Here is a 13,490-nt window from a genome sequence, read left to right as displayed (position 1 = left end):
TTCCAGAATGAAGTTTAAGGAAAAAGTAAAATTTTATTGTCCGTCTTTACAAATGAGTATTTATTGTTCTACCGCCATCAGCCGTCTATATTCATCCCAGGCATACAAGTCAGTCATCCCGCTGATATAATCCTGAATTAAACGGCAGCGGTAATAATATTCCATGACCGGGAACTCGGCACTACCCGGCAATATTTTACTGACCGCCTCAACATAAGCAAGACGATGGCGGGTAGACAACTTTTGAAATAATCGTGATTCGATAGGGAACTGTTTTAATCTTTCGTGTTCAACCAGTCCGCTAAAGTCGGATAATGACATTTTTAGCAGTGGTTGGTAGATTTCCAGAAGCCCACTGATAACCCGATAGCCTTGCAATTCCAGCTGTTCCACATCTGGATGACTAAACACATGTTTTACCGCTACATTTTTATATACCCCTAGCAACTGACTGAAGCTACTGGCATCTTCTAATAAAGCGTGATTAAAACTCCCCTCAAAAATTTGCGGCAAATTATCAATAAAACGCTGAGCGGCGTACGGTACCAGCTTATTCAGCGTATTAACGCGTAAATACATAAAGAACTGATCTTCAGTACTTCGGCTTAATGTATTTGAACGAGATTTTTCCCAGGCGTTCTCAACAACCTGACTAAACAGGGAACCTTTTTCATGATGCCCCCACGCCTCATACAGATGGTGGTAAAGCTGCTCGACGCTGAAGATTCTTTTCTCAACAGCATCCTCCAGATCAGCCACACAATAAGAGATATCGTCCGCTGCTTCCATAATCCAGGTTAATGGAAAGCGACTGTAAGGTGCTAAGGATAATTCTTTACGTAACCGCTCAATATACGGTTCCTCGGAAAGGTAATAGCCCGGTTTCTTCATTAAATAGTTATGCGTCGCCGGCGTACCTCCACGCCACCATGCCGGGCGCGTATATTTTAAAATTCCCCCCACCTGCGACCAGGTCAGGTTCATGCGCATCAGAGTATGCACCAGCCGAATGCCCTGCGCATTGCCTTCAAAATGGCACAGGTCCTGACGTACCTTGCGGCGAATATCATTGAGCGACTCTTCACCTTCACGCAAACGTAACGCAGACACCAGGCAGCGATCGTCGCTTAACGGCTGACTTTCAGCGTCAGCCGGATAGAGTCGCTGGCGAAACCAGTCATTAATCGCTGCCTCGCCAAAATGACCAAACGGCGGATTGCCGATGTCATGCATCAGGCAGGACATTTCGACGATGCTTTCAAAGGGACCGGTCAACTCATCCAGGCCGTACTGCTCCAACAGCTTTTGCTCTTTCAGTCGGCTGAGGATCTCTTTGGCGATATAACGCCCTACCTGCTGAACTTCCATCGAGTGCGTCAGGCGCGTACGCACCGCCGCGTTACGCTCCAACGGAAAGACCTGGGTTTTTTGCTGCAGTCGGCGAATAGCCGGAGAATTGATAATGCGTCCACGGTCGCTTTCGAAAATGCGCAGGATCTCATGCTCAGATTTCACGCCCTGCGGTGAACGGTAACGACGATGCCAGTTTATTTTTTTTCGGAAATCGATCTGTGCCATGTCCTCTCCCGCCTGAGAAATGCGCTACCCCTTAAGCGCATGATAGACTATGCCCTCAAATCTGGCTTATCGCGAGTAAATCTATGAAAATCGGCATCATTGGTGCAATGGAAGAAGAAGTTACGCTGCTGCGTGACAAAATCGAAAACCGTCAGACAATCGCTCTTGGCGGTTGTGAAATTTACACCGGCCAACTGAACGGTACTGAGGTTGCGCTACTGAAATCAGGCATCGGTAAAGTAGCTGCGGCGCTGGGCGCAACACTGCTGCTTGAACGCTGCAAGCCGGACGCCATCATCAATACCGGTTCTGCGGGTGGCCTGGCTTCTACGCTGAAAGTGGGTGATATCGTGGTTTCTGACGAAGCGCGCTATCACGATGCTGACGTCACCGCATTCGGCTATGAATTTGGCCAGCTACCGGGCTGCCCGGCCGGTTTTAAAGCCAACCCGACACTGATTGCTGCGGCGGAATCCTGCATTGCCGAACTCAATCTGAACGCCGTCCGTGGACTGATCGTCAGCGGCGATGCCTTCATTAACGGTTCCGTTGGTCTGGCAAAAATTAAGCATAACTTCCCACAAGCGATTGCCGTTGAGATGGAAGCAACCGCAATTGCGCACGTGTGTCACAACTTTAATGTGCCGTTTGTTGTCGTTCGCGCTATCTCTGACGTCGCCGATCAGCAGTCCCATCTCAGCTTTGACGAGTTCCTGGTCGTTGCCGCGAAACAGTCAAGCCTGATGGTTGAAACGCTGGTGCAGAAACTGGCACATGGCTAAATACATCTCCAGGGCGCTGGTCGCCCTGCTTTTCATTCTTCCGGCGTGGCTTTACGCCGCGCCGCGCGTTATTTCGCTTTCCCCAGCCAACACTGAACTGGCCTTCGCCGCCGGTATTACCCCCGTTGGCGTCAGCAGCTATTCAAACTACCCGCCCGAGGCCAAAAATATTGAAGAGGTCTCAACCTGGCAAGGCATGAATCTGGAACGTATTGTGGCGCTAAAACCCGATTTGGTTATTGCCTGGCGTGGAGGGAATGCTGAGCGACAGGTTAATCAACTGACCGCCCTGGGAATTAAGGTCATCTGGGTCGATGCCGTCACCATCGAGCAGGTCGCAGATGCATTGCGTCAACTTGCGCCATGGAGTCCCAAGCCTGAACAGGCAAAGCAAGCAGCGCAAACCCTGCTTGATGAGTATGCTTTACTAAAGTCTCAGTATGCCAACAAACCTAAAAAACGTGTGTTTCTCCAGTTTGGCGCAAATCCTCTATTTACCAGTGGAAAAGGTTCCATTCAAAACCAGGTTCTTGAGGTATGTGGTGGAGAAAACATCTTTTCCGGCAGCCGGGTTCCATGGCCGCAGGTCAGCCGCGAACAGGTACTGGCAAGAGCCCCTCAGGCAATTGTTGCTACCGGCGGTTCAGGCGAAATTCTTAAAATTGAGCAATACTGGGGAAATCAGCTAAAAATCCCGGTTATTACTCTTGATAGTGACTGGTTTGAACGCGCGAGCCCGCGTATTATCCTCGCCGCAAAACAACTCTGTAATGCGCTTTCACAAGTAAATTAGCGCCTGCCCCCACCAGGTTTATTGTGAGGATGTAAAGATGCTCGTCTATTGGCTGGATATTGTCGGTACCGCGGTATTTGCTATCTCTGGCGTATTGCTTGCCGGAAAACTGCGTATGGACCCCTTCGGCGTTCTGGTCCTGGGCGTGGTAACCGCCGTCGGTGGCGGTACGATCCGCGATATGGCGCTGGATCATGGCCCCGTATTCTGGGTTAAAGATCCCACCGACCTGGTGGTGGCGATGATCACCAGTATGTTGACGATCGTGCTGGTGCGTCAGCCAAGACGCTTACCGAAATGGATCCTTCCGGTGCTGGATGCCGTTGGCCTGGCGGTGTTCGTGGGTATTGGCGTGAATAAAGCGTTTCTCGCCGGAACCGGACCGTTGGTGGCGATTTGTATGGGAGTGATTACCGGCGTCGGCGGCGGAATTATTCGCGACGTGTTAGCGCGTGAAGTGCCGATGATTTTGCGCACCGAAATCTACGCCACGGCGTGTATTATCGGCGGGATCGTGCATGCGACAGCGTTTTATACCTTTAATGTATCGCTGGAAAACGCCAGTATGATGGGGATGATTGTCACCCTGTTGATTCGGCTTGCCGCCATTCGTTGGCATTTGAAGTTGCCGACGTTTGCGCTGGATGATAACGGGCGTTGATGTGACGATGCAAAACATGTAGGCCGGATAAGGCGTTTACGCCGCCATCCGGCACATTGCCCGGTGGCGCTACGCTTACCGGGCCTACACCATCAGACCACCGGTATTGCAGACAGCAATCAGATGCTGAAAGAGGAACCACACCCGCAGGTGCTTTTGGCGTTCGGGTTAGTCACAACGAAGCGAGAACCTTCCAGACCTTCGGTATAATCAACCGCACCGCCTACCAGATACTGCAGGCTCATCGGGTCAACCACCAGACCAACACCTTGTTTCTCAATGGTCATATCACCATCGTTTACCTGATCATCAAAGGTAAAACCGTACTGGAAACCGCTGCAACCACCGCCGGTGATATACACGCGTAATTTCAGATTTGGGTTATCTTCATCTGCGATCAGGCTTTTTACTTTATTGGCTGCTGCTTCAGTAAATTGCAGTGGCAGCGCTACGTCATCACTCATATTTTGCTCCAAACGACATTGGCAATTGGGCAAATTATAACCCAATGGTTAAGGCCATTATCTAATACCCTGGTATTTCGTTCAAGTATTCTCGCCCGTGGCGGTACTCTGGCTTTTTGCCGCCTGCTCCGCTTCCTGTTTAGCCAGCGTGCGGGCAAGGATAGTCGAGTATAGCGGTTTTCCCCCCATAAACTGGGCTAATAGTGTTGCGCCAAGACAGGTAATAATCATTGGCAAAATGAGCTGATAGTTATCCGTCATTTCCAGCACCAGCACAATGCCCGTTAACGGCGCACGCACTGAAGCGGCCAGCAATGCCCCCATCCCGGCAATAGCAAACGTCCCCGCCTCCAGATGATACTGGGGAAAAGAGGCTGCTGCAGCCATGCCAAATGCAGTTCCCAGCAATGTGCCTAACGCCAGCATCGGGGCAAATATCCCACCAGGCGCGCCGGATGAGAAGCACAGCAGCGTGGTGATAACCCTGGCGATAAAGATAAACAACAGCAGGCCCACGCTGAAATTGCCCGCAGCGGCAATCGGGATCAGGTTAAATCCACCGCCTGCCGCTTCAGGTTGAATCAAACCGAGGATCCCGCACAGGCCGCCGATCGCACCGCCCATCAGCACCCATTTTTTAATTTCACCACCGTGAAAGCGTTGAAACATATCCTGGGTACGCAACACCATGGTATTGAACAACGGCCCGACGCAACCAAAAATAATCCCGAGGACCAGATACAACCACAGCGTGTTCACCGGCGCATTGGAGAGCTTCCCAACTTCAATAATCGGGGCCTCGCCGTTGAAAATACGAAATACAATGCTCGACATAATCACGCCGGTAAATACGGCTTTGATCGACACGAGGTTATAACGAAACTGTGGTCGCATCTCTTCAATAATGAACAGAATGCCGGCCAAAGGCGCATTAAACGCGGCTGACAGCCCCGCAGCCGCACCGGTTGCCAGTAAGGTGTGCCGCGCTTCGGCGCTACGCATGCGGAAAATATCCAGCACCATGCGCCCGATATTGCCACCAATCTGCACGGTTGGTCCTTCTCGCCCAAGCACCATTCCGGCACCCAGCGTACCCATACCGCCGATAAATTTTACCGGCAGCACACGCCACCAGCGCACCGGGCGGAGCTCTTCCAATGCGCCTTCAATCTCAGGGATCCCCGAACCACCGGCTTCCGGGGCAAATTTACGCACCAGAAAATAACCCACCATCGCCAGCAATGCAGAAAGAATAAACGCCAAAGGCCATACCAGGACGGCGTGGTCAGCAACCTGTGCCAGCGTGCCAATACGCAGATTCTGCACCCAGGTCACGGCTTTCTCAAACGCCACACCCACCAACCCCGTCACTGTCCCCACCACGGCGGCCATAAAGAGGATCGCCAACGGCGTTTTGTCACGATCAAGGAGTCGACGGATCTGATCCCTGCGCCGTAAACGCACAATTTGTTGTGCTTCAAAAGAAGGGGTGTCTGTTTTCATCAGATAATCATTAATTGGTAATACAAATACGGAAACGGCATTCTACTCGCACGTTTCGTGAAAATCCCCTGTAAATCGTATTGTTTCAAATACGCAAAACTTTCATAACCTTCTCTGAATAACTAGAATAGCGGGCATTTACTTTTTCTACGAACCAGGACCCCATCCATGAGTAAGTCTGAAAACCTCTACAGCGCAGCACGCGAACTTATCCCCGGCGGCGTTAACTCCCCCGTTCGCGCCTTTACTGGCGTGGGTGGTACTCCGCTGTTTATTGAAAAAGCTGACGGCGCATATCTGTATGATGTCGATGGTAAAGCCTATATCGATTATGTCGGCTCCTGGGGGCCGATGGTGCTGGGTCACAACCACCCGGCAATTCGCAATGCCGTGATTGAAGCGGCAGAGCGCGGTTTAAGCTTCGGCGCGCCGACCGAAATGGAAGTAAAAATGGCGGCGCTGGTCACTGAGTTAGTGCCAACCATGGATATGGTACGTATGGTGAACTCCGGTACCGAAGCCACAATGAGCGCGATCCGTCTGGCGCGCGGTTTCACCGGTCGCGATAAGATCATCAAATTTGAAGGCTGCTACCACGGTCATGCCGACTGTCTGCTGGTCAAAGCCGGTTCCGGCGCGTTAACGCTGGGTCAGCCTAACTCCCCGGGGGTTCCGGCAGATTTCGCAAAACACACCCTGACCAGCACCTATAACGATCTTGCCTCAGTACGTGCGGCATTCGAACAGTATCCGCAGGAGATCGCCTGCATCATCGTTGAACCGGTCGCGGGCAACATGAACTGCATCCCGCCGCTGCCGGAATTCCTGCCAGGCCTGCGTGCGCTGTGCGATGAGTTTGGCGCGCTGTTGATCATCGATGAAGTGATGACCGGTTTCCGCGTGGCGCTGGCCGGTGCGCAGGATTATTACGGCGTCGTGCCGGATCTGACTTGTCTTGGCAAAATCATCGGCGGCGGCATGCCCGTTGGCGCATTTGGCGGCCGTCGTGATGTGATGGATGCCCTGGCCCCAACCGGGCCGGTTTACCAGGCGGGTACGTTGTCCGGTAATCCAATTGCGATGGCGGCCGGATTCGCCTGTCTGAATGAAGTCGCCCAGCCGGGGATTCATGAGACGTTGAACGAACTGACGACGCGTCTGGCGGAAGGTCTGCTGGAAGCTGCCGAAGAAGCAAATATTCCACTGGTGGTTAACCATGTCGGCGGGATGTTCGGGATTTTCTTCACCGATGCCGAAACCGTGACCTGCTATCAGGACGTGATGGCCTGCGATGTTGAACGCTTCAAGCGTTTCTTCCACATGATGCTGGATGAAGGCGTTTACCTGGCGCCGTCCGCCTTCGAAGCGGGCTTTATGTCCGTGGCGCACAGTGAAGAAGATATCAATAACACCATCGACGCCGCACGCCGGGTGTTTGCGAAATTGTAAGTGATGAATTGCCGGGTGGCGCTTACGCTTACCCGGCCTACATTTGCCCCCGTAGGCCGGATAAGGCAGTTATGCCGCCATCCGGCATAATTAACGACTCTGTTTTCTCAGCAGATAGATAAAGTACGGCGCGCCAATAAACGTCGATAGCAGTCCCGCTGGGATCTGATACGGAAACAGCACCATACGCCCACACCAGTCGGCAAACACCAGCAACACGCCTCCCGCCAGCGCCGAAATCAGCATATGCGGCATCGCCCGGCGAAAGCCCATCATACGGGCAATATGCGGAGCCATCAGCCCGACAAAGCTCAACGGACCAATGGTCATGGTGGCTGTTGCCGTCAGCCCCGCCGCCAACAGCAGTAATCCTACTCGCGACGGCGTAATAGCCATACCTACAGCCCGCGCCGTATCGCCGCCAAGCGGTAATATCGTCAGCCAACGACGGCACAGCGGCGTCATTGCCAGCAGGATAACCATTACAATTCCGGTGCGCAGCACCTGTTCGCCCGTCGCGTTATAGGTTGAGCCGGAGATCCAGGTCAACACACCCGCCATGCGCGGATCGCCGCTGGCCTGCAGCATCATCAGCAGCATTGTAAACGCCGTGCTGAGCGCCATCCCTGCCAGCAACATGCGGTGCGGTGAAAAGCCCCCGCGCCCGGCGGCAATCATAATAATAAGCAAGGTGGCTGCCGCCCCGAGGCTCCCGGCCGGCATCAGCCAGCCAAAGGCATTTCCGGGGACCAGAAATAGCATTAACACCACGCCAAATGCCGCCCCGGAACTAATGCCTAATACTTCCGGGCTGGCCATTGGGTTTCCGGTCAGACGCTGAATAATACAACCCGCCACAGCCAGCATTACGCCAGCCACCAGTGCAGCCAGAATACGCGGCCAGCGCCAGGGCATCAACTCATCCAGCATTGCACCACTGGCCCATGTCCAGCCGTGCGCATCGCGACCAAACGCGAGCGCCACAATAACGGTCAGCAGCAATATCGCCCCGCCTGCCAGGGCAAACATCAGTACATTCTGGCGCTCAGCAGCGATGCGGTTACTGGCATTCATATCCGGCGCGCTCATACTTCTAAGGCGCGGCAACAGCCACAGCAGCAATGGCGCGCCAATCAGCGCCGTCACCGAACCAGTAGAGACTTCCATCCATACGCGGGTCAGCCACAGAATAATTTGGTCAGAGAGCCAGAGGATCAATGCCCCAATCAGCGGAGCCAGCATCAGACGCGCCAACAAACGCCGCGCGCCGAGCATTTTCGCCAGCAGCGGTGCAAACAGGCCAATAAAGCCGATAATCCCAACGGCGTTAACCAGTAAGGCGCTGAGAACAATCGCCAGCGACAAGGCCGCCAGGCGCGCCAGCGATAACGCCAGACCGAGGTTACGCGCCACGCCGTCATCCAGTCCCATCAGCGTCATCGGGCGCAGTAACAGCAGCGTCAGCATCACGCCGCCCAGCAACTGCGGCCACAGGCGCTGTACGCCGCTCCAGTCGGTTTGGGTTAGCGTACCGCTGCTCCATAAAAACATGCTTTGCAGCTGATCGTGATGGAAGATAACCATCAACTGATTAATTGCCCCGCAGTACAGGCTGACCACCAGCCCGGCAAGGATTAACGTCACCGGAGAAAGACGCTTGCCCCAGGCAACGCCAAACACCAGTGCCCCAACAACACATGCTCCCGCCAGCGCCGCGAATTGCGTGGTCAGCGCACCGGGAATCGCCCATAGCGTGGTGACGGTAATGCCCAACTGCGCACCGGTTGCGACGCCCAGCGTGGTTGGCTCTGCCAATGGGTTACGCAGCACCTGCTGAAATAAGACGCCGACCAGCCCCAGCCCGGCACCGACCAGCAGTGAAATCGCCAGCCTCGGCAGCAAACTGTAGTGGAAAACCATCTGCTCAATGATATCGATATTCGGTGACCAGATAGCCTGTTGCCACTGGCTACGCGGTAGAGCAGCGGAAAAGTTAAACCAGGTCAGCCAGCAGGCAGCCACAAACAGAACCGCCAGCAGAAGGATCGGGAATAGCGCAATTCGTTTACTCACGCTTTGCCCCCCAGCGCATTATCCAGAATGCGGGCAAAATGCATCGCCGATAGCGTTGCACCATAGAACCAGACGGCGGGAACACGCTGAAAACGTCCGGCGCGAACAAATGGCATCGCCTGCCACAACGGTGTGGACATCAGTGCCTGCATATCCTTGTTGTTACCGTGATCGAAGCATAGCACATCAACATCTTTGTAGGCGGCAAGCCGATCAATTCCTACCGCGGTGCTGCCCCAAAAGTTGGTTTCGCCTTGCCAGGCGTTGCGGATCCCGTACTCATCCAGCACCTCCTGAAACAAGCAGTTAGGCCCAAACACCAGCATATGGCGAGGATCGAGCAGGGTCATCAGCAGTAATGGCCGTGAGCCTCGCTGAACAAAGCGCGGTTTCAGGCTGGCAATCACGTGTTCGTACTGCGCCAGATGACGTTCGGCAGCGGTCTGCAGATTCAGCAACTGCGCCAGTTCTTGCAACGACTGACGCGCAACCGCCAGCGGCTTTTTGCCATCACTGAAGTTAAAGCCACGACCCGGCGCAATACGTGCAAGCTTCTCAGGTGCAGGACCGTAACCTGCCGACCAGACCATAAATGAGGGTTTCATTTCGGTCAGCAGTTCGAGGTTTGGTTCAGTACGTAATCCGACATCGATGACGGAGTCCGGCAGCACGGGTTCGTTGACCCACAGTTTGTAGTTTGGAACATCCGCGACGCCGTAAGGTGCAACACCCAGCGCCAGCAGCAGCTCAACCGGAAGCCATTCCAGCGCCACTATACGCTGTGGATCAACCGCCGCCGCACGGGCTGTATTCATTTGCCACAGTAGCGGCGACAACGCCATTGCCGTTAGCAGCCGTCGACGGGAAAGATGAGGTAATCCAATCATTAATAGACAAAACTCACGGGTGCGGCACCGGCCGGATGCGGCAAAATGCCCATCGGGATACCGTAAATCAGTTCCAGGGTTTCACTACGCATCAGTTCCGCGGGCGTTCCCTGGGCAATCATTTCACCGCCGCGCAGCGCGACCAGGTAATCACAGTAGCGGGCCGCCATGTTGATATCATGCAGTACGGCAACCACAGTCAACCCACGCTGTTGGCTCAAGCGATGCACCAGCGCCAGCACGTCAACCTGATGCGCGATATCCAGCGCCGAGGTCGGTTCATCAAGCAGCAGGCAGCGGCTGTCCTGCGCCACCAGCATGGCAATCCACGCACGTTGACGCTCGCCGCCAGACAAGCTATCTACCAGGCGATGCGCCAGCGGCTTTAAGCCGACCAGCGAAATAGCCTCTTCTACTTTCTCTCTGTCAGCCACGCCAAAACGTCCCAGCGCCCCATGCCACGGATAACGCCCAATCGCCACCAGCTCACGTACCGTCATCCCCTCAGCCTGCGGTAACTGCTGGGGTAAATAGGCAACCTTACGGGCAAACTCTTTGCTGCTCCAGCTCTCCAGCGGCTGCTCATCAAGCAGGATTTCACCTTCTGACGGCGGCTGATGGCGTCCCAGCATTTTCAATAAGGTGGATTTACCGGAGCCGTTGTGGCCGATAAGACCGGTCACTTTACCCACGGGAAAGGTTAACGAGAGAGGATGCAAAAGCGTGCGGCCAGGCACACGGAAGGAGACATTCTTCAACGCAAACGTCGTGTCGGGATGGGATCTGTTTTCCTGCATAGCAGCCAACTTGTAAAACGGGCACGCAAAGCGTGCCCAAAAGAAATTAGAAACGGAAGGTTGCTGTTGCAACGACCTGACGTTCTGCGCCCCAGAAGCAGCCATAGGTTTGGAAGCAACTAGAAACGTATTCACGGTCCAGCAGATTGGTAACGTTGACGGCAACACTAGAGCCTGCCATACCAAAACGCGCTAAATCGTATTTAACAACCGCATCCATTACAGCAGCACTTCCCACTTTAAAGGTGTTTGCAGGATCGCCATAGCTAGAACCGATAAAACGTCCACCGGTTCCCAGTGTCAGTCCCGACAGAACGCCTTCGTTAAAGGTATAATCGCCCCAGAGTGATGCCATATGTTCAGGAACTTGTTCTACGTTGTTCCCTTTGAGATTGGTATCCTTGGTATATTCCGCATCAGTGTAAGTATATGAAGCTGTCACATTGATATTGGCATTCAAGGCCGCTTTAGCTTCAAATTCAAAGCCCTGAGAACGTACTTCGCCTGACGGAACTTGCAGATTCGAGTTGGTCGGATCAGTTGTCAGCGTATTCGTCTTCGTCAAATGATATGCCGCAGCCGTAATCACCACCGGCAGATCTTTCGGCACGTATTTTACACCTGCTTCATATTGTTCACCCTTAGATGGCGCAAAAGCCATGCGTGGAGTGCTGTAGAGATCGAATGCGTTTGGTTCAAATGACTGGCTATAGCTAACGTACGGAGAAATACCATTATCAAACAGGTAGTTTACACCGCCACGCCATGTAAACTGATGATCGTTACGCTCAATATAACCCGCTTGCGGCGTGGTTGAATTCTGGCGAATTGTCGTTGCTTGCTGTGACCAGTCATAACGACCACCCAGCGTAAAGACCCACTTATCCCATTCCGCCTGATCCTGGATATAGATACCGGTTTGTTTGGTTTCGTTCATCTGATAAGGCTCGGTAGAATCGAAAGCAAAATCATCCAGAGGCTGTGGGTTATAAAGATCCAGAACAGGAGCTGTACCAAATTTAGCATTGATATCATTACGCATACGCATGAAGTCAATACCTGTCAGCAATGTATGCTCCACCGTTCCCGTCGCGAAATTGCTCTGTAACTGGGTATCAACACTGAAGTTCTGCAAACGTTCGTCATCGACAACGGTGCCACGGCCAAGATAGTGATCGCGCTGATCGACCGGAATTGCCTGGCAAGGCGCATTAAACGTATTTGTTGTACAGATACCCGTGCCGTACACGCTCTGCTGCGACGTTTTCATTTCAGCAAAACGTAAATTCTGCCGGACGGTGAAAGTGTCATTAAAGCCGTGTTCAAAGCTGTATCCCACCATTTTCTGATTGCGGGAATAAGTATTATTTGAAGCACCTTCATTAAAATCTGTCGGCAGACGCTTGCCGTTAGGTAGCGGTTCAACCGTACCCTCCTTCGGCAACCAACCGTAGTAACCCGTTTCGGGTTCATTCTGGAAATAGGAGAGGAATGTAAAGTTGGTCTTGTCGTCAGGACGCCATGAGAAGGACGGAGCAACGGTATAACGCTGTGATTCAGAACCCTGCTGTTGCTCATTTGTGGAACGAGCCAGCCCGGTTAAACGGTAAGAGAATTCACCGTTATCATCTAATGCGTCACTAAAATCAAACCCAGTCTGGAACAGATTATCTGTTCCCATTTTGAACTGAACTTCTTTTAGCGGCTCGGTGGTTGGACGTTTACTAACCATCGAAATAATCCCACCAGGATTACTCTTACCGTACAACACGGAAGTTGGCCCACGCATCAACTCAACACGCTCCAGCATGTAAGGATCGATAACCGCGTCGTTATAGAAGTTTCCTTGTAGTTTCAGACCATCCAGATAGTTGTTCTGGCTTAAACCGACAGAGGTAAAACCACGGATGCTGACAAAATCGTAGGTATTCGAAGCGCCACGGTTACTGACCACAACGCCCGGGGTATAACCCAGTGCTTCCTTTACGGAACGAGACTGATGGATCTGCATCTCTTCACGCGTCACAACCGAAACAGACTGCGGGGTCTTTTCGATAGGCGTATCAGTCTTGGTTGCGGTGGCGGAACGCTTCGCGGCAATCGTCGGCGAAGGCCCCCATGCGCTTTCTTGTGCGGCAGGTGCTGCGGTTACGGTGATTGTTTCTTCTTTCGGTTGAACCGCCGCCTGTGCATACACAGACATGCCGCTAACCGCTGTGGCTACCACGACTGCAATTTTGCGCAGTGAGGAGTTTGGCTGAGCAGTTTTAAGACGCGCCATTGGTATTTCTCTGATGAAAGTGAATGATAACGTAAACGAGAATTATTATTATAACGAGAGCATGATATTCGAAACGCTGTTGCGATCGCAAGCACTACGCGCCCCTACTAAAACTAAGGGGTTAAGAAATAACCAGATGAAAAGAAAGGGTTAATAAATTAAGCTGAAATGTTTTAACGGAAGACGTACCGGATAGCGACACGGCTGCTCAAATTCCGTAGG

11 protein-coding genes and 1 pseudogene are annotated in these 13,490 nt (G+C 53.0%); 4 read left to right on the top strand and 8 right to left on the bottom strand.

The annotated features are described in order from the left end of the window. Positions 1-60: 60 nt before the first annotated feature. A complete protein-coding gene (gene dgt, locus FDX24_RS23175; protein ID WP_048212650.1) occupies positions 61-1,578 on the bottom strand; it encodes a dGTPase in 1,518 nt (505 codons plus the stop codon). Between the two features lie 83 nt (positions 1,579-1,661). Here dgt and mtnN point away from each other — a divergent pair, with 83 nt between their 5' ends. Genes mtnN through FDX24_RS23160 form a run of 3 tightly spaced genes read left to right on the top strand, consistent with a single transcriptional unit; the run spans position 1,662 to position 3,814 of the window. Next, positions 1,662-2,360, top strand: a complete 699-nt coding sequence (gene mtnN / locus FDX24_RS23170; RefSeq protein ID WP_048212651.1) for a 5'-methylthioadenosine/S-adenosylhomocysteine nucleosidase — start codon at positions 1,662-1,664, stop codon at positions 2,358-2,360. Beyond that, on the top strand, positions 2,353-3,153 hold the full coding sequence (gene btuF / locus FDX24_RS23165; protein WP_048212652.1) for a vitamin B12 ABC transporter substrate-binding protein BtuF: 801 nt from the start codon (positions 2,353-2,355) through the stop codon (positions 3,151-3,153). The genes mtnN and btuF overlap by 8 nt, the downstream gene beginning before the upstream one ends. A gap of 37 nt (positions 3,154-3,190) precedes the next feature. Beyond that, positions 3,191-3,814: a TRIC cation channel family protein gene (locus tag FDX24_RS23160; RefSeq protein WP_101741410.1), complete on the top strand. Its 624-nt coding sequence runs from the start codon at positions 3,191-3,193 to the stop codon at positions 3,812-3,814. Between the two features lie 119 nt (positions 3,815-3,933). Here the strand turns inward: FDX24_RS23160 and erpA are convergent, their stop codons facing one another. From erpA to clcA, 3 genes and pseudogenes are all read right to left on the bottom strand, one after another. Beyond that, positions 3,934-4,278: an iron-sulfur cluster insertion protein ErpA gene (erpA, locus tag FDX24_RS23155; protein WP_003018581.1), complete on the bottom strand. Its 345-nt coding sequence runs from the start codon at positions 4,276-4,278 to the stop codon at positions 3,934-3,936. Then, positions 4,271-4,336: pseudogene (yadW, locus tag FDX24_RS23560) on the bottom strand (small protein YadW). The gene erpA and the pseudogene yadW overlap by 8 nt, the downstream one beginning before the upstream one ends. A 23-nt stretch (positions 4,337-4,359) precedes the next feature. Beyond that, positions 4,360-5,781, bottom strand: a complete 1,422-nt coding sequence (gene clcA / locus FDX24_RS23150; protein ID WP_137365005.1) for a H(+)/Cl(-) exchange transporter ClcA — start codon at positions 5,779-5,781, stop codon at positions 4,360-4,362. Between the two features lie 168 nt (positions 5,782-5,949). Between clcA and hemL the strand changes: the two genes are divergently transcribed. Further along, complete coding sequence (gene hemL, locus FDX24_RS23145; protein ID WP_137365004.1) at positions 5,950-7,230, top strand: glutamate-1-semialdehyde 2,1-aminomutase; 1,281 nt, start codon at positions 5,950-5,952, stop codon at positions 7,228-7,230. A gap of 90 nt (positions 7,231-7,320) precedes the next feature. Here the strand turns inward: hemL and fhuB are convergent, their stop codons facing one another. From fhuB to fhuA, 4 genes are read right to left on the bottom strand one after another with little or no spacing between them, the layout of a single operon-like run. Continuing rightward, complete coding sequence (fhuB, locus tag FDX24_RS23140; protein ID WP_115600950.1) at positions 7,321-9,303, bottom strand: Fe(3+)-hydroxamate ABC transporter permease FhuB; 1,983 nt, start codon at positions 9,301-9,303, stop codon at positions 7,321-7,323. Beyond that, complete coding sequence (gene fhuD / locus FDX24_RS23135; protein ID WP_048212657.1) at positions 9,300-10,190, bottom strand: Fe(3+)-hydroxamate ABC transporter substrate-binding protein FhuD; 891 nt, start codon at positions 10,188-10,190, stop codon at positions 9,300-9,302. Before fhuD ends, fhuB begins: the two co-directional genes overlap by 4 nt. Next, positions 10,190-10,987: a Fe3+-hydroxamate ABC transporter ATP-binding protein FhuC gene (gene fhuC, locus FDX24_RS23130; RefSeq protein WP_137365003.1), complete on the bottom strand. Its 798-nt coding sequence runs from the start codon at positions 10,985-10,987 to the stop codon at positions 10,190-10,192. Before fhuC ends, fhuD begins: the two co-directional genes overlap by 1 nt. 46 nt (positions 10,988-11,033) lie before the next feature. Then, a complete protein-coding gene (gene fhuA / locus FDX24_RS23125) occupies positions 11,034-13,268 on the bottom strand; it encodes a ferrichrome porin FhuA (protein WP_048212659.1) in 2,235 nt (744 codons plus the stop codon). Positions 13,269-13,490 lie beyond the last annotated feature (222 nt).

Origin of the sequence: Citrobacter sp. wls716, from assembly GCF_005280975.1 — a bacterium.
GTDB lineage: Bacteria > Pseudomonadota > Gammaproteobacteria > Enterobacterales > Enterobacteriaceae > Citrobacter > Citrobacter youngae.
This window is presented reverse-complemented; position numbering and strand designations above follow the sequence as displayed.